Genomic DNA, 17,694 nt, shown 5'->3' on the forward strand with positions numbered 1-17,694 from the left:
TAATTACTGGGCTGACATGATTGCCGCGCCCAGTTTCCTGGCTGCTGCGGCAGGGTCGGCATCTTTATCGTTGATGTAGTTGGTCACGACATCGAAGAATGCGCCTTGTACCGCCAGCGTAGTCGCCATGTTGTGAGCCATGCTTGGCTGCAGACCGCCGGTTTTCGAGTCAGCCAGGAAATCTTTTGCAGCAGCCTGGGCGCAGGAATCGAAACCGTGCTTCTCCATATTGGCCAGCATGTCGTTACGAACCGGAATGGAGCCTTTGTTGATGCTGAAGACCTGCTGGAAGTTTTCACCCAGCGCGACCTTGGCCAGGTCCTGTTGCGCAGCGGTGGTGCCCTTGTCTTTCTGCTTGAACACGGCCAGCGAATCGATGTTGTAGGTGAACGCCTTTTCAGTGCCCGGGAAGGCTACGCACTCGTAATCCTTGCCTGCGACTTTCTTGGCGGCAGTCCACTCGCTCTTGGCCCAGTCGCCCATGATCTGCATGCCAGCCTTGCCGCTGATGACACTGGCTGCCGCGATATTCCAGTCACGACCGGCGCGGTTGGCGTCCATGTAGGTGGCGACTTTCTTGAGTTCGGCGAAGGACTTGGCCATTTCCGGACCGGTCAGGGCTTTCTGGTCAAGATCGACGAGGGCCTTCTTGTAGCCTTCTGCACCCATGACCGAGAGGACTACAGCCTCGAATACGGTGCTGTCCTGCCATGGCTGACCGCCATGGGCCAGTGCAATGAAACCGGCGGCCTTGAGCTTGTCGCCAGCGGCGTAGAATTCTTCAAGGGTGGTCGGGGGCTTTTCGATACCGGCTTTCTTGAAGACTTCCGGGTTGATCCACAGCCAGTTGACGCGGTGGATGTTCACCGGCACGGCAACGTATTCGTTCTCGAATTTCACGGTGTCGGAGACTTTCTTGTCCAGAAGAGAATCCCACTTCTCTTCCTTGGCAACATCCTTCAACGCATCGGTATCGAGCAGGCCGGTGGAACCCCATTCCTGAATGTCCGGGCCTTTGATCTGTGCTACGCCAGGCGGGTTACCCGCTACTGCACGGCTCTTGAGCACGGTCATTGCCGTCGCACCGCCACCGCCGGCAATCGCGCCGTCCTTCCAGGTAAAACCGTCTTTTTCAACCTGCGCTTTCAAAACATCGACAGCGGCCTTTTCGCCACCGGACGTCCACCAGTGCACGACTTCGATAGTGCCTTTGGAATCAGCAGCAGTAACGCTCAGAGGGAACAACGAGGCGAGGGAAATGACAACAGCGAGACGTGAGATTGAATTCATCGATTTGACCTTTCTTGTTGTTATGCATGAGCAAGTCTGTGCTTGCGCTCAAAGCAGTTTAACCAAGGGTTTTTCAGGCACGGTAACGAAGGGACGCGCAAAAGTCACAGGATGGTTACATTCACCACCCGTCCTCTGGACAGCAACACCCAACCTCAAGGCAGGTTAGTTCATTTTTCCAGAACCGGTCATCCAACGAAAATTCAATCACAACGACATCATTGACTTCATACCGTCACTCGGATTACGTGAAACCCTCTACTTCATAGTGCAAATGAATATAACTTGAAACGATTGCCGCACACTTGATTACCTAGAATTAAAAGGCAGGACGCCTTTCATCACGCCCCCTTACTTCAACTCTTGTTAAAAGAGCATAAACGGACGTGCATTTTCATTCACAAGGAATAACACAATGAACAACACTCCTGTTTCGCCCAGGTCCGGTGAAATTGATCCGGGCTTTCAACCCGTCGTCGTTCCCAACCCGGTTGAAGGCCAAAGACTTTTTTCTGTCGATACCTTGCTCAGGCTGGCCGATGGCTCTTTCATTGCTGGCTGCCAGGATGAGAACTATCGACAACTTCCCTGCCTGGTCAGAATAAAACCTGATAACAGCCTTGATACAACCTTCGGCCAGAATGGCTACGCCTTCGTTAATGTACGTAGCGCCCCTCTGGCCGAGAACGACGGTTATCTGCTGAATGTGGATCTATTGCCAGACGGCCGGTATCTGGCCAGGCTGGATACCACAATAACGATCAAGGGCCAGCGGGTCAGTAGCCTGGTACTGGCCTGTTTTACAGCGGATGGCCAGAAAGACCCGGACTTTGGCAACAACGGGCTGCGCCTGTATCCACTCCCCGGCAACCCGGGACAATGGCCGTCGCCATTGCGCAAGCTTGCCAGCCGTATTCCCCAGCCTCAATCCCTGCGATTCCCCGATGAACAATACGGTGACCTCAAGGTATTGAGCGATGGAAAACTGCTCGTCCTCACCACGGTAAGAGACATGGTTGAATATGTTCATCGCACTTATGTCCTGAGACTCACCCCGGACGGAGAACCGGACCCGACCTTCAATACCGATGGCCTGATGGAGCCTGAAAGTTATGTGTGGTTCAAGCCTTATCGTTTAATCGTGCAAGACAATGGAATGTTTGTCATCGGCGGCGAACATCCAGGTGTTCCCTTTATTGCCAGATTTCATGAAAACGGGGCTCTCGATACCACATTCGCCTCAGATGGATATTTTACAGACTTTGGCAATTACGCTTATTCAAGCTGGAATTCGCTTATACAGGACGCTGATGGCAATATTGTCTGCGCAGGAAACAGAGGCAGTGTAAACATCGTTCGCGGCAGAGGCGTTCTGGCCATTTGCAAGTTAGACATGAATGGTCAACGTATTCCAGAGTTCAATCAGGGAGAAACCGTACTGATCGAATCAAGAGAACCCGACAATGTCGTACCGGTAAACTTCACGGCTATTGTCGACCGCTCCGGGCGGATTGTAGTGGCTGGCAGACACATAAACGCGATACCGAAACTGACAGGCTTCATGGCCCGTCTGCTCGAAAACGGGCAGCCAGACACCAGCCTGGGAGCAGACGGCGTGTGTTACTACGAAGAAATCGAGGGGTTGAACTATCTGAGCGAAGATCCGGACACCGGGGCCTATTATTCCAGTGTTATAACGGGTTTTTCACCCAATGCCATTTATCGATTCATCAGTTGAAACAGACACAGACCACACATAGAAACGAATTCATTCGCGAATAAATTCGCTTGTACCGAGGCGGTGTCCAGGCACCGCCGATGATGATCTGCCTCAATCCACTGACCGAGGCAAAAACAGTGTCACCCGCAATCCGCCCTCGCGCAGATTCTGCAGGCTCACTTCGCCTCCATGGCTGTGGGCGATATTGCGAGCGATGCCCAGGCCAAGACCGTAGCCCTGTTGCTGGCTGCCAGCCAGACGAAAATGCGGCTCGAACACATGTTCCAGTCGCTTTTCCGGCACCCCCGGCCCTTCGTCATCCACGTGCAGGACGAAAGCCAGGTCGTTGTCTTCGACCTTCAAATGCGCGCGATGCCCGTACTTGATGGCGTTATCGATCAGGTTGCCGATGCAACGCTTGAGCGCCAGCGGCTTGCCGGGATAAGCCGCTTCGGCAACCCCCTTCTGCGTGACACGCCCGTCACGCAGATAGGGCTCGATCAGGCATTCAAGCAAGTGATTGAGGTCCACCTGCTCGATGTTCTCGTGAATGTCGGTGTCCTTCACGCATTGCAACGCGCCTTTGACCAGCAGCTCAAGCTCATCGAGATCGCGGCTGAACTTGGTCTGCATCATTTCGTCTTCCAGCAACTCGACACGCAACCGCAAGCGGGTGATGGGCGTGCGCAAGTCATGAGAAATGGCGCTGAACAACTGGCCGCGCTCCGTCAGATAACGACTGATCCGGTTGCGCATGGCATTGAAGGCGCGGCTGACCTCAACCACTTCACTGCCACCGCCCTCGACCACCGGCTCGACATCGGCGCCCAGGGACATGTCACGCGCCGCACGCGCCAGACGCTTGAGGGGCCGGCTTTGCCAATGCACCAGCAGGCCGATGAAGAACAGCAGAAAAACACTGGTCAGGGCAATGAACCAGACCTGCTGCAAAGGAAGCTCCTGCTCTTCCAGAGAGGTATAGGGCTCAGGCAGCAGTGACGCGATATACAGCCATTCGCCGGGAGCCAGTTCAATCTGGGTCACCAGAACAGGAGGGTTCAGCGGCTCAAGGGTCAGCGCGTAATGCGCCCAGGAGCGTGGCAACTCATCGAGCTTCAGGCCGCTGTTGAAAATCCGCAGGTCATCCGGGCGCACGAACCACACGGCAATGTCGGGATCATTGCCCAGGTGTTGGCGCAATACTTCATCGACAACCTGCAACACCGCCTGCTTGCGAGGCGTGGGCGGCAATATCTGCATGTCCAGCGGACGGTCATTGAGCGATACGACAAAGCGCGTACCGCCCATGCTGCGCAATTGATCCAGCACCAGCGGACGGTAGGCCAGAGGCAACGAGCGAAAGTAGCTGACACTGGCCGCCATGGAATACGCCAGGCTGCGCGCACTGGTCACCAGCCCGACCATTTGCGTGGCCCGCAACTGGGAAAGCCAGATGACGCTGGACAAGGCCTGAGCCATCAAGACCGCCAGCAGCGTCAGCAACAGCATCCGCCCCAACAGTGAACGCGGCAGCCTTGGGCGGCGCAACTTCAAGAGGGTCGTTTCAGTAGCCATTGCTGGCGTGCACGCTAACGTTCGTCGCCAGAAGGTAACCACTGCCGCGTATCGTGCGTATCAGGCGCGGCGCCTTGCCAGTGTCGCGCAAACGCTGGCGCAGACGACTGACGGCCATGTCGACAATGCGCTCCAGCGGCATCAGTTCACGCCCGCGAGTGGCGTTGCCGATGGTGTCGCGATCCAGGATCTGCTGCGGGTTATCGAGAAACAGCTTGAGCAGCGCAAAGTCCGCCCCCGAAAGAATCACTTCCTCGCCATCGTTGTGAAACAGCCGGTGGCTGACCATGTCCAGACGCCACTCATCGAACACCATCACGTCATTGCCGCTGCGTTCCTGACCAAACTGGGCACGACGCAACAAGGCCTTGATCCGGGCCTGCAATTCACGGGGGCTGAAAGGTTTACCCAGATAATCGTCAGCCCCGAGTTCCAGGCCGATGACACGGTCGGCCTCATCGGAACTGGCGGTAAGCATGATGATCGGCACATGGGGCTGGCGCGGATGCTGGCGCACCCAGCGGCACAGGCTGAAGCCGTCTTCATCGGGCAGCATGACGTCGAGGATCAGCAGGTCGCTGGGAGCCTCGTTGAACGCCTGTCGAAAATCCGCGCCGTCCCCAACAGTACGCACCTGAAAACCGGCACGGCTGAGGTAGGTATCCAGCAACTCGCGGATCTCCTGGTCATCATCGACCAACAGAATCGATTTACTGACTGAGCTCAAATTGAATCGTCCTTGTTAGCAGTGACGTTGTTGTTATTGGGTTGCCATCCATGACACGCAGCGTGTGAAAAACGAATCAGAGATCCTTTCCAAATGCCTGTTGCAATGCTACGCCTGCCCCCATCAAACCGGGGTATTCGGCAGTGACCAGCCAGACCGGCAGGCCCTTGAAGTAATCGCTCATCACGCCCTTTTCAGCGAGTGCGCGCTTGAAACCGCTGTTGCTGAAGAAGTCGACGAAACGTGGCACCACGCCGCCAACGATATAGACCCCACCCAGGCCACCCAGAGTGAGCACGTTGTTGCCCACCACCCGGCCCAGAAATACACAGAACTGATCCAGAACCCCTGCCGCCACCGGGTCACCCGCCACAGCCGCCGAGGTAATGGCAGCCGGCGACTTGAGCACTGGCTCGATATCGTCCAGCGCACAACTGACCTGATACAACTGCAACAGGCCCGCGCCACTCAATACCGTCTCGGCACTGACATGCTCGTGCTCGGCCATCAGACGTGTCCACAGCAAGGCTTCACGGGCGGTGCCGATCGGCAGATCCACATGACCACCCTCGCCGGGCAAGGCCGTCCAGCGGTCTTCGCCGACGCTGATCAAGGTTCCGACCCCAAGCCCGGTCCCCGGCCCGATCACCACACGCGGGCGATCCGGCTTGCCGAGACCGTGGCAGATGGTCAGGTATTCGTCATCACGCAGGCGGGTCATGCCCAGCGCCATGGCCGTGAAGTCGTTGATCAGCAGCAGTTCATCGACTTTCAGGTTTTCGCAGAACTTCGACCGGCTCAGTTGCCAGTGACTGTTGGTGAAATAGAACTCATCGCCATCCACCGGCCCGGCCACGGCCAGACAGACGAAGCCGACATCGCCACGTTGCAACTCAAGATCCTGCAAGTAGATCTCGATGGCTTGTTCCGGCCCGGCGTAATCGATGGTCGGGAATACCCGAATCGAATGCAGTTTGTCGTCTTCCCAAATGGCAAAACGTGCATTGGTGCCGCCAATATCACCGACCAGAGCCAATTTCACTTGAGCGTCTCCAGATTTGAAGTAAAGGCGCTGGCGCCCTGCTCCGCCGAGCTGAAGGCCATGCGCATGAAACCGAACAGTTCCCGGCCACAGCCGACACCGTTGTCGAGCTGACCGACTGCCGGTTGTCTGGCTCCCAATTCTGACGCTTCGACCAGAACTTGCAACGTGCCTTTTACGCCATCGACGCGAATCACGTCACCATCTCGCACAAGAGCCAAAGGGCCACCATCAAAGGCTTCCGGGCAGACATGAATCGCCGCCGGAATCTTGCCCGAGGCTCCGGACATGCGCCCGTCAGTCACCAGGGCAACCTTGAAGCCACGATCCTGAAGCACGCCCAGGAATGGCGTCATCTTGTGCAGTTCAGGCATGCCGTTGGAGCGCGGCCCCTGGAAGCGCATCACCGCCACGAAATCACGCTCCAGCTCACCGGCCTTGAACGCATCGGCCAGATCCTGCTGATCCTGGAAAACCCTGGCCGGTGCTTCGACGATCTGATGCTCGGGCGCCACGGCGGAGACTTTCATCACGCCACGCCCCAGGTTGCCCTCCATGACCCGCAGGCCGCCTTCCGGCGAGAACGGACGCGCCACCGGGCGCAGAATGTTTTCGTCCAGGCTTTGCAGTGGACCTTCGCGCCAGACCAGCTTGCCATCTTCCAGGAAAGGTTCCTTGGTGTAGCGGCTCAAGCCATGACCGGCCACGGTATTGACGTCTTCGTGGAGCAGACCGGCAGCCAGCAGTTCACGGATCAGGAACGACATGCCGCCCGCCGCCTGGAAGTGGTTGATGTCGGCCTTGCCGTTTGGATAGACGTGGCTCAGGGTCGGCACGACTTCCGAGAGGTCGGCCATGTCCTGCCAGGTCAACTGGATGCCTGCGGCCTGAGCAATCGCCGGCATGTGCAAGGTGTGGTTGGTCGAACCGCCCGTGGCGTGCAGGGCGACGATGGAGTTGACCAGCACTCGCTCATCGACGATTTCACCAATTGGCATGAAGTCGCCGCTTTGCTTGGTCAGGCGAGTGACCTGCTGCGCCGCCTCGGCTGTCAGCGCCTCACGCAACGGCGTGCCCGGATTGACGAACGAAGCGCCCGGCAGGTGCAGGCCCATGACTTCCATCAACAACTGGTTGGTATTGGCTGTGCCGTAGAACGTGCAGGTGCCCGGACCGTGGTAGGACTTCATCTCCGAATCCAGCAGCTCTTCGCGGGTCGCCTTGCCTTCGGCGTAGCGCTGGCGCACATCGGCCTTTTCCTTGTTGGAAATACCGGAAACCATCGGCCCGCCGGGCACGAAGATGGTTGGCAAGTGACCGAAACGCAGCGAGCCCATCATCAGGCCCGGCACGATCTTGTCGCAGATGCCCAGCATCAATGCGGCATCGAACATGTTGTGGGACAGCGCCACCGCCGTGGACATGGCGATCACTTCACGGCTGGCGATGGCCAGTTCCATGCCCGGCTCGCCCTGGGTCACGCCATCGCACATGGCCGGCACGCCGCCCGCGAACTGGCCGACCGAACCAATGTCACGTAAAGCCTTTTTGATCTGGGCAGGAAAGACTTCGTACGGCTGATGCGCCGAAAGCATGTCGTTATATGAAGAAATAATTGCCACGTTGGCGGCGTTCATCAGGCGCAGGTTCTGCTTGTCCTCGGGTGCGCATCCGGCAACGCCGTGGGCGAAGTTGGCGCATTGCAGTTGGCCACGCATCGGGCCGTCGCTCGCTGCGCCGCGAATCAGTTGCAGGTAACGCTGACGGGTTTCGCGACTACGAGCGATAAGACGCTCGGTTACCTCAAGAATGCGGGGATGCATGTGATGAACTCCAGGCTAACGTCTATGGTCACCCGTAAAGACCATGCCAGTTATCGGGACCCGGCGCCAAGGCGCAAAAGCCTGATCTCGATCAACTGAACCAGCCTTTCAGGCTTGTAGTTGTAGATAAAACAAAATATTGCCACTAAAAAGGCTTGTTTTCTATTTTTATGAGAATAATCTTGTAATTCCAACAACAATTCTTGAAGGACGACTGTATGACTATTCGCATTGCAATCAACGGTTTTGGCCGCATCGGCCGTAACGTCCTACGCGCACTGTATACCCAAGGCTACCGACAAGACCTGCAGGTCGTCGCCATCAACGATCTGGGCAACAGCGAGATGAATGCTCATCTGCTGCGTTTCGACACCGTTCACGGCCCTTTCAGCGGCACCGTCGAGTGCGACAGCGAAAGCCTGACAGTCAATGGTGACCGTATCGCTGTCAGCGCCATACGCAACCCTGCCGAGTTGCCATGGAAAGCCCAGAACATCGATGTCGTCTTTGAATGCACCGGTCTGTTCACCGACCGTGAAAAAGCCGCCGCGCATATCACCGCCGGGGCAAAGAAGGTCATTATTTCAGCTCCGGCCAAAGGCGCGGACGCTACCATCGTCTATGGCGTCAACCACGACACCCTGCGCCAGTCGCACCAGATCATCTCCAGCGCCTCCTGCACCACCAACTGCCTGGCACCTGTCGCGCAGGTACTGCATCGCGAACTGGGCATCGAAAGCGGTCTGATGACCACCATCCATGCCTACACCAATGACCAGAACCTGATCGATGTGTATCACACCGATCCGTACCGCGCCCGTTCGGCCACTCATTCGATGATCCCGAGCAAGACCGGCGCCGCCGAAGCCGTGGGCCTGGTATTGCCGGAACTGGCGGGCAAACTGACCGGCATGGCCGTCCGGGTGCCGGTGATCAACGTTTCGCTGGTGGACCTGACCGTCAACATCAAGCGCGAAACCACCGCAGACGAAGTCAACGCGCTGCTCAAGGAAGCCAGCCAGCACTCCAGGATTCTGGGCTACAACACCCTGCCGCTGGTTTCCCACGACTTCAACCACAACCCGCTGTCGTCGATCTTCGACGCCAACCACACCAAAGTCAGCGGCAAGCTGCTCAAGGTGCTGGCCTGGTATGACAACGAGTGGGCGTTCTCCAACCGCATGCTCGACAACTGCCTGGCGCTGCATAACGCACAGTGACAGCGAAGTATTAAGAAAAATACAGAAAGCCGACTTGACCGAATATGTGGATGATAAGCATTATCATCCACTGATTTTTCCGGTCAGGTACTTCTGTGTCGCAGGCGCACTTCAATGACGTATTTGTCGCTCAACGCGAAGTGTTGTTGCGAACCTTGCAAGGCATGGTGGGCAACCACAGCACCGCTGAAGACCTGCTGCAGGAAACCTGGTTGCGCGTCACCCGCGCCCTGACCGAACGCCCGATAGATCACCTGGAACCCTTCGTCTACCAGACCGCCCGCAACCTGGCGCTGGATCATTTGCGCTCGCGCCGCATCCATGGCCGGACCCTGGTCGAAGATGCGCCCGCCGAGCAGATCGAAAGTGTGGTCGCACAGCTCAGCACACCGGAAGAGGCCACCCACGCCAAACGCCTGCTTGAAAGCCTCAGCACCACTGTGGGTAAACTCAGCACGCGCCAACAGAACATATTCACCCTGAGTCGCCTCAACGGATGCAGTTATCTGGAGATCGCCGAGCAACTGGACATCTCTGCAAGCACCGTACAAAAAGAACTGAAACTGATCATGGCGATCTGTGTGGGAGTGCTGGCGAGACTCGACCAGGCTTGACCAGACCTGGACACTGTCGCAGGCTGCCACTCCCATTGCACGCACATCGATCAAACCGAGTTTGCCGAGGAACACCGTGACCCCAGGAACAGAACGCCCGCAGTCGCTTGCGCAGGATGTACTGAGCGACAGCGCAATGGATCAAGCCCTGACCTGGCTGATCGAACTGGAAGGCGCAGATCCTCAGCAGCAGGCACACTTCGAGGCCTGGCTGCAGGCCGACCCTGCCCATGCGCAAGCTTTCACCAAGGCCCGGGCGATATGGGACTCGCAAACCGTTCAGCACGCGGCAGCGGCCTTGCAACAACCGCACAAGCCTTCGCGCTGGCAACGCATCCGACCGCACTGGAAAACCTTGGCCACAGCGGCTGTTCTGCTGTTGGGGCTGTTCAACTTCAGCAACCTGCCCTTGCGCATCCAGGCCGACCACCTGACGGTAGTCGGCGAACGCCAGCGCCTGCAACTGAGCGACGGCTCGAAAGTCCTGCTCAATACCAACTCGGCCTTTTCCAGCCACCTTGATGACAAGCAACGGGTGGCACGCCTGTATCAAGGGGAAGCCTATTTCAATGTAGCCCTCGATCCGAACGTGCCGATGGAGATCGAAGCCGGCCCGATCCGCATGAGCGCCAACAGCACCGAGTTTTCGGTGCGTTACCTTGATGGCGAAGCGCGGGTTCAGGTTCAGCGTGGCGCGGTAGACGTCAGCGCCATACGCGGCGACTCCAGAGTCAGCCTTGGCGCGGGCGACAGCGTTCGCGTAGGTCCATCGGGTTTTGGCCATCGGGAAAGGCTCGATCCGGCCAGGGACCTGGCCTGGGTCCAGGGTCGACTGATCTTCGATAACAGCCCGCTCAGCGAAGTTCTGGCCGAGCTGCGTCGCTATTATCCCGGCTGGATCATCAACACCAACCCCGCACTGGATCGCGTCACCGTCACAGGCAACTACAAGCTGGATAACCCCTTGAACGTGATACGTTCACTGGCGCAGATCACTTCAGCCAATGTGCAGGAAATACCTGCGCTAGTGCTCATCAACTGATCGGTAAAACTTTTTTTACGCACTCCCCGTCCCTCGTTCGTCTAGTCATAGCCAATGCAACTGATTCGCATTAAGAATCGACAGCACAACACTATAACCAGCAGTTCGTCAGGGAGCGCCACCGTATGTCATCCTCGTTCACTCACTCACGCAAGCGATTCACACTTTCGCTGCTGACCGTGGCGATTTTCAGCGCCGGCATGCAAGCGATGCCCGCCGTCGCAGCAACAGAAAGCGCTCCACAGGCACGAGCTGCCGGCACTTACACGTTCTCGATCGCCAGACAACCGCTGGTATCGGCACTCAATGAATTCAGCCGTGTCACCGGCTGGCAGGTGGGCGTGTCGTCGGACCTGGCGCAAAACGTTGTCTCCCCTGGCGCCAATGGCAACCTGCAACCCGCCCAGGCCCTGGAGCGCCTGCTGTCGGGCAGCCAGTTGAGCTATCGCAACCTGGGCGACAACAACGTCGTACTGGAAAAGCGCGTCTCTGGCGTCATCGCCCTTGAGCAGACCACCGTCAGTGCCACGCGCCAGGAACAGGATATCTCCTCGGTTCCCAATACCGTCAGCGTACACACACGCGCAGAACTGGACCGTCGCAACGTCAATGACATCCGCGATCTGGTACGCAACGAGCCGGGCGTTTCGGTCGGTGGTGCCGGTCAGCGCGGCGGCACCACTGGCTACAACATCCGTGGTATCGACAACAACCGGATCCTGACCCAGGTGGACGGCGTCGAAATCCCGGACAGCTTCTTCACCGGTCCTTTCGCCCAGACCCGCCGCAATTACGTCGACCCGGAAATCGTCAAGCGCGTCGAGATACTGCGCGGCCCGGCTTCGGCGCTTTACGGCAGCAGCGCCATCGGTGGCGTAGTCAGTTACTACACCCTGGACCCGAGCGACATCATCAAGCCCGGAAAAGACGTCGGCGCCCGCCTGAAAACCGGTTACAGCTCGGCCGATGAAAGCTGGCTGACCTCAGGCACCGTTGCTGGCCGCCATGGCGATTTCGACGCCTTGCTGCATTTGAGCCAGCGCGAAGGCCATGAAACCGAATCCTACGGCAGCACCAGCGGCACCGGCCTGACCCGTACCGAGGCCAACCCTGAAGACCAGCGCGCAACCAATGTGCTGGCCAAACTGGGCTGGAACTACGCCGAAGACTCGCGTCTGGCGCTGACCTACGAAAAGTACAAGGATGATCGCGACACCAATCAGCTCAGCGCCGTCGGCGGGCCGTTCGGCAACGGCGTCGGGGTTGGCATGTATCGGGGCCGTACCACCAATGACACCGTCACTCGCGAACGCTTCGGCATCGAACACACCTTTGCTCTCGATAGCCTGCTGGTCGACAACGTCAAGTGGAGCCTGAATTACCAGAATGCCAAGACCGAGCAAAGCACCCGCGAACGCTACTTCCCGTTCGTCCGTGACTTGTACCGTAATCGCGATACGACCTATCAGGAAAAACAGTGGATATTCGATGCCCAGTTCGACAAGGCGTTTTCGATTGCCAGCACCGACCATGAGCTGACCTACGGCACCACTGTAAAACGGCAGAAAGTCACAGGCCTGCGTACCGGCAGTGCAACCTGTGCGCGGGTGTTCGGCGCCTGTACCGTGGCCGGTGCCATCAGTCCTGTAGCCAGTGATAACCCTGTGCCAGCCAGCGACTTCCCCGACCCGACCATCACCAGCTATGCGCTGTTCGCTCAAGACCAGATCAGCTGGAACAAATGGACCTTCATTCCTGGCGTGCGCTACAGCTACACCCGCCTGAGCCCGAAAATGACCGAAGAGTTCCTCAACTCCGAAGGCCTGAACGATCCGAGTGGCGGCAATAACAAGGACAAGACCTGGGATCGCGTATCACCCAAGTTCGGCGTGACCTACGCCCTGAGCAACGAATACACCTGGTATGGCCAGTACGCCGAAGGTTTCCGGACTCCGTCGGCCAAGGCCTTGTATGGCAGCTTTGAAAACACCACAACCGGTTATCTGGTCGAACCCAACCCGAACCTGGAGCCCGAAAAGAGCAAAAGCTATGAAACCGGTCTGCGTGGCCGCTTCGAGTCGGGCTCGTTCGACGTTGCCGTGTTCTATAACAAGTACCGCGACTTCATCAACGAAGACGGTCTGGCTGCCGGCTATGACGAACTTACCTTCCAGTCCTACAACATCAAGCACGCCACCATCAAAGGCGCGGAGATCAAGGGTCGTCTGAACCTGGACAGCTTCGGCGCACCGCAAGGTCTCTACACCCAGGGCTCGATTGCCTACGCGCAAGGCCGCAACAACGACACCGGCGAACCACTCAACAGCGTCAACCCGCTGACCGGCGTTTTCGGCCTGGGTTATGAGCAGGACAGCTACGGCGGCCTGCTGAGCTGGACGCTGGTCAAACGCAAGACACGTGTGGATGACAGTGAATTCCATGAGCCGGACGGTTCTTCATCACAGTTCCGCACACCGGGCTTCGGCATTCTGGACCTGACCGGCTACTACAAGGTCACCGACGACGTCACCGTCAATGCGGGCCTCTACAACCTGGCCGACAAAAAGTACTGGCTGTGGGATGACGTGCGCGGATACGACGGCGTAGGCGAGGCAAGTGCTACTGCTCCGGCCAACATGGATCGCCTGACTCAGCCAGGACGCAACTTCAGCGTCAATCTGGTCTGGGACATCTGATTCCTGGCGCAACAAGCCCTGTGAAAAACACGCCATCGACAGTGATCGGCGGCGTGTTTTTTTACGCTCCGTGGATTGGCCATTCGTCTATTCAACAACGCCCTCTTACTTTTGCAAGGAAGAACCTGATGACAACCGAGCAGACTCGTCCTGCCCTGCGTTCCCAGCGGCTCAACCAGATTACCCATGCGCCCCACGAACAGCTCGACAAGGCGGTCAAGGCCAATGCGCCTTTTGAAACCCTCGACAGCTACAAGCGTTTCGTCGTCGCCCAATATCTGTTTCAGGCCGAACTGCAAAGCCTCTACAACGATCCTGAACTGATCGAGATCATCGCCGACCTGCCCGCCCGTTGCCGCGCCGAGCAAGCCAAGGCCGATCTCGCAGACCTGAACACCGACATTCCTCGATCCATCGCCGGTGCCGTGCAGAATCCGAGCAAGGCCAAGGCCCTGGGCTGGCTGTTCGTCTCCGAAGGCTCAAAACTGGGTGCGGCCTTTCTGATCAAGCGCGCTGCCGCCCTGAACCTCAGCGAAAGCTTTGGCGCACGGCATCTGGGCGAACCCGCCGGTGGCCGCGCCGAAGGCTGGAAAACCTTTATCAGAATCCTGGATGGCCTGGAGTTCAGCGCCGAAGAGGAAGCACAGGCCGATCAGGGCGCCATCGAGGCTTTCGAGCGTTTCACGGTTCTGCTGCAACACGCTTACGCCCATGCGCCTGAGATCGAACAGGTTCAAGCATGAAAAAGCGCCCGGTGCTGTTAAGCTGGCCGGGCTTTTTGAACCAGCCCGTAGTGACCATGACCTATAAACCGCCCGGCTCCAGACTTTCGCGCTTTCTGTTTGGCATCCTCGCTTATGTCAGCCTGGGTATAGGCATTGCCGCCATATTCATCCCCGGCCTGCCGACCACGGAATTCATTCTGCTGGCCGCCTGGGCCGCGACCCGCAGTTCGCCGCGCCTGAACGCCTGGCTGGAAAACCATCGCGTGTTCGGCCCGATCCTGCACAACTGGCGTAATGGCCGGTTGGTCGCACGCCGCGCCAAAATCAGCGCGACCATCAGCATGCTGGTCTGCGCCATCCTGATGCTGAGCCTGCTCACCCATGTCTGGTGGCTCTACCTCGCCATCGCGGGCATGGCGATGGGCAATATGTGGCTCTGGTCCAGGCCCGAGCCTGCCCGTGATCTGAATCAGTAACCAAAAAGAACAGCCCGGCTATCCTGTCAGGTGTTTGTTCATGGTGCTGAACCCCGGAACACATGCCGGGGTCTACCCGTACACTTTCAATTTCTGACGGAGCGACCTCAATGTTTGAGCCAGGTCATCTGCACATCACCCACGCGGCCCTGCAACGCTCAGGGTTCAGCTACGACATTCATGTCCATTACGAAGTGCGCGAAGATCCCGAGGAAGGAACCTGCATGCACTTCACCATGCAAGGCGAGATCAACGGCAAGGCCTTCTCTGAAGAGTTTCAGTTACCAAGGGATCTGGCCTTCAATTTCGCCCATGACGCAGGGCGCATCGGCATGAAACACGGCCTGCCCAACCTCGCCGCAATGCCCATCGACCTGCACAAGGACTACGACAGGATGTTCAAGGACGTGCGCGAAAAGCTGAATGCCAAACCGGGTGAGCCTGTGAAGCCTGAGCATCTGGAATAACGATTTTGTGGGAGGGGCCTTGGCCGCGACGGCGTATCAACAAACACCCCGGCAAGGCATACTGGCCACCCTCGCAGCCCAGAACCCATAACGCCTCATGCGCATCCATGTCTGCTTCATCGACCGCGTCGGTATCACCCAGGAAGTGCTGGCCATTCTGGGTGGACGCAATCTGAATCTCGATGCTGTTGAGATGGTGCCGCCCAACGTTTACATCGATGCGCCGACCCTGAGCCCTCAGATGCTCGAAGAGCTCAAGGATGCGTTGTTCCGGGTACGCGGTGTCGAAGCGATTACCGTCGTGGATATCCTTCCCGGCCAGCGTCGCCACCTGCAACTCGATGCCCTGCTCGCCGCCATGACCGACCCGGTGCTGGCACTCGACAGTGCCGGGCACGTGCTGCTGGCCAACCCGGCGCTGATCGCGCTGATTGGCCGTGAACCTGAAGGCGAGCCCATAGGCGAACTGTTCGCCGACCCAAGCCTGCAAGCCACGCTGCTGGAAAACGGTTTTCGCCTGCCCATGCGCGAGGTCACGCTCAATGGCGAAGCCTTGCTGCTGGACGCAACGCCCATTACCGAAGCAGGTGCCTTGCTGACGCTGTACCTGCCCAGCCGGATCGGTGAGCGCCTGTCGGCATTGCATCATGACCATGCAGAAGGCTTCGATGCCCTGCTGGGAGAATCCCCCGCCATCCGCATCCTCAAGGCCCGCGCCCAGCGAGTCGCCGCGCTGGATGCGCCCTTGTTGATTCAGGGCGAAACCGGCACCGGCAAGGAGCTGGTCGCCCGAGCCTGTCACGCCAGCAGCGCTCGCCATGGTGAGCCCTTCCTGGCACTCAACTGCGCGGCGCTCCCGGAAAACCTGGCTGAAAGCGAGCTGTTCGGCTATGCACCCGGCGCGTTCACCGGAGCCCAGCGCGGAGGCAAGCCGGGGCTGATGGAACTGGCCAACCAAGGCACCGTGTTTCTCGATGAAATAGGCGAAATGTCGCCTTACCTGCAAGCCAAGCTGCTGCGTTTTCTCAACGACGGCAGCTTCAGGCGAGTGGGCGGGGACCGGGAAGTCAGGGTCAATGTGCGCATCCTGAGCGCCACTCATCGCGATCTGGAAAAGATGGTCAGCGAAGGCACCTTTCGTGAAGACCTGTTCTATCGCCTGAACGTGCTGAACCTGGAAGTCCCGCCACTGCGCGAGCGCGGGCAGGACATTCTGCTGCTGGCCCGCTATTTCATGGAACAGGCCTGCACCCAGATCCAGCGCCCGGTGTGTCGCCTGGCAACCGGTACTTACCCCGCCTTGCTGGGCAACCGCTGGCCGGGCAACGTGCGCCAGTTGCAGAACGTGATCTTCCGCGCCGCCGCCATCAGCGAAAGCACGCTGGTGGACATTGGCGACCTGGACATCGCAGGCACCGCCGTCGCCCGCCAGAACGATGGCGAAGTCGGCAGCCTTGAAAAGGCTGTCGAAGATTTCGAGCGTGAGCTGCTGCAGAAGCTTTATGCCGATTACCCCTCGACCCGCCAACTGGCGGCACGGCTGCATACCTCGCATACCGCGATTGCCCATCGGTTGCGCAAGTACGGGATAGGGAAATAGTGGCCGACCTTTTCACGAATGAATTCGCGAAGAAACGTAACAAAATCATTCCACTGTAACGAATTCGATCCAGACCTCCCCGATCCCCAGCCAGCAAGGCTTTGATCCCACGGGAATTTTGCAGCCCTCCATCGCTGTATCGATTTCGCTACAGCCTTCTAGATTCCTCGCCCTCAAAAACATCTCAACCTATTGATTTAAAACAATAAATTTATATTGGCCGCAAAATTGCTACTGAGCTTTTCATTATGCCGGCATCAGCCGCGGCCTTTACCCTTGAGGAGTTGTTATGAGCGAGTTGCGATTCACCGTTGAACACGAATGGCTGCGGGCCGAAGCCGATGGCAGTGTCACGGTAGGCATCACGCCTTATGCACAGGAATCGCTCGGCGATGTGGTCTTTGTGCAGCTCCCGGAATTACAGGCCTACACTCAACACGCCGAAGTCTCGGTCGTGGAATCGGTAAAAGCTGCCAGCAGCATCAACATGCCGCTGGACGGTGAGGTGGTCGAAGTCAATTCCGCCCTCGACGCCACCCCTGAACTGGTCAATGAAGACGCGCTCGGCGCCGGCTGGTTCTTTCGCTTCATCCCGCAAGACGTCAATGCCATTCACGGCCTGTTGGATCAGGACGCCTACGACCGACTGATCAAAGCCAACGCTGAAGCCTGAGGAG

Annotated in this window: 15 protein-coding genes; 10 read left to right on the forward strand and 5 right to left on the reverse strand. The window is 58.2% G+C overall.

All coding sequences use genetic code 11. The annotated features are described in order from the left end of the window. Positions 1 to 3 precede the first annotated feature (3 nt). On the reverse strand, positions 4 to 1,290 hold the full coding sequence (locus JL015_RS07885) for an ABC transporter substrate-binding protein (RefSeq protein WP_201018038.1): 1,287 nt from the start codon (positions 1,288 to 1,290) through the stop codon (positions 4 to 6). A 415-nt stretch (positions 1,291 to 1,705) separates the two neighbouring features. Here JL015_RS07885 and JL015_RS07890 point away from each other — a divergent pair, with 415 nt between their 5' ends. Beyond that, positions 1,706 to 3,028, forward strand: a complete 1,323-nt coding sequence (locus JL015_RS07890) for a delta-60 repeat domain-containing protein (protein WP_201018039.1) — start codon at positions 1,706 to 1,708, stop codon at positions 3,026 to 3,028. 93 nt (positions 3,029 to 3,121) lie between these two features. Here the strand turns inward: JL015_RS07890 and JL015_RS07895 are convergent, their stop codons facing one another. The 4 genes from JL015_RS07895 to edd all read right to left on the reverse strand — a co-directional run bounded on the left by JL015_RS07895 (position 3,122) and on the right by edd (position 8,177). After that, the gene (locus tag JL015_RS07895) at positions 3,122 to 4,585 is read right to left on the reverse strand and encodes an ATP-binding protein (RefSeq protein ID WP_304575448.1); all 1,464 of its coding nucleotides are present in this window, start codon (positions 4,583 to 4,585) and stop codon (positions 3,122 to 3,124) included. Continuing rightward, positions 4,575 to 5,312, reverse strand: coding sequence for a response regulator (locus JL015_RS07900; protein ID WP_201018040.1), 738 nt, complete (start codon positions 5,310 to 5,312; stop codon positions 4,575 to 4,577). Before JL015_RS07900 ends, JL015_RS07895 begins: the two co-directional genes overlap by 11 nt. Positions 5,313 to 5,388: 76 nt before the next feature. Continuing rightward, positions 5,389 to 6,354 carry a glucokinase gene (locus tag JL015_RS07905; RefSeq protein WP_201018041.1) on the reverse strand — a complete coding sequence of 322 codons (966 nt, stop codon included), beginning with the start codon at positions 6,352 to 6,354 and terminating at the stop codon, positions 5,389 to 5,391. Beyond that, entirely contained in the window at positions 6,351 to 8,177 is a 1,827-nt protein-coding gene (edd, locus tag JL015_RS07910) for a phosphogluconate dehydratase (RefSeq protein ID WP_201018043.1), read from the reverse strand. Before edd ends, JL015_RS07905 begins: the two co-directional genes overlap by 4 nt. 218 nt (positions 8,178 to 8,395) lie before the next feature. Between edd and gap the strand changes: the two genes are divergently transcribed. The 9 genes from gap to gcvH all read left to right on the forward strand — a co-directional run bounded on the left by gap (position 8,396) and on the right by gcvH (position 17,690). Next, entirely contained in the window at positions 8,396 to 9,397 is a 1,002-nt protein-coding gene (gene gap / locus JL015_RS07915; protein ID WP_201005990.1) for a type I glyceraldehyde-3-phosphate dehydrogenase, read from the forward strand. Positions 9,398 to 9,492: 95 nt separating this feature from the next. Next, positions 9,493 to 10,011 carry an RNA polymerase sigma factor gene (locus JL015_RS07920; protein ID WP_201018044.1) on the forward strand — a complete coding sequence of 173 codons (519 nt, stop codon included), beginning with the start codon at positions 9,493 to 9,495 and terminating at the stop codon, positions 10,009 to 10,011. A 76-nt stretch (positions 10,012 to 10,087) separates the two neighbouring features. Next, the gene (locus JL015_RS07925) at positions 10,088 to 11,053 is read left to right on the forward strand and encodes a FecR family protein (RefSeq protein WP_201018046.1); all 966 of its coding nucleotides are present in this window, start codon (positions 10,088 to 10,090) and stop codon (positions 11,051 to 11,053) included. 125 nt (positions 11,054 to 11,178) lie between these two features. Continuing rightward, positions 11,179 to 13,749, forward strand: coding sequence for a TonB-dependent receptor (locus JL015_RS07930; protein WP_201018048.1), 2,571 nt, complete (start codon positions 11,179 to 11,181; stop codon positions 13,747 to 13,749). A gap of 128 nt (positions 13,750 to 13,877) precedes the next feature. Continuing rightward, positions 13,878 to 14,492 carry a biliverdin-producing heme oxygenase gene (locus JL015_RS07935; protein ID WP_201018049.1) on the forward strand — a complete coding sequence of 205 codons (615 nt, stop codon included), beginning with the start codon at positions 13,878 to 13,880 and terminating at the stop codon, positions 14,490 to 14,492. After that, on the forward strand, positions 14,489 to 14,950 hold the full coding sequence (locus tag JL015_RS07940) for a YbaN family protein (RefSeq protein ID WP_201018050.1): 462 nt from the start codon (positions 14,489 to 14,491) through the stop codon (positions 14,948 to 14,950). Before JL015_RS07935 ends, JL015_RS07940 begins: the two co-directional genes overlap by 4 nt. Positions 14,951 to 15,060: 110 nt before the next feature. After that, positions 15,061 to 15,417, forward strand: coding sequence for a DUF5064 family protein (locus tag JL015_RS07945; protein WP_201006002.1), 357 nt, complete (start codon positions 15,061 to 15,063; stop codon positions 15,415 to 15,417). Positions 15,418 to 15,514: 97 nt separating this feature from the next. Then, a complete protein-coding gene (locus JL015_RS07950; RefSeq protein ID WP_201018051.1) occupies positions 15,515 to 17,017 on the forward strand; it encodes a sigma-54-dependent transcriptional regulator in 1,503 nt (500 codons plus the stop codon). 289 nt (positions 17,018 to 17,306) lie between these two features. Further along, positions 17,307 to 17,690, forward strand: a complete 384-nt coding sequence (gene gcvH, locus JL015_RS07955; RefSeq protein WP_201018052.1) for a glycine cleavage system protein GcvH — start codon at positions 17,307 to 17,309, stop codon at positions 17,688 to 17,690. Positions 17,691 to 17,694: the final 4 nt, after the last annotated feature.

Source organism: Pseudomonas cichorii, assembly GCF_015471405.1.
Taxonomy (GTDB): domain Bacteria; phylum Pseudomonadota; class Gammaproteobacteria; order Pseudomonadales; family Pseudomonadaceae; genus Aquipseudomonas; species Aquipseudomonas serbiensis.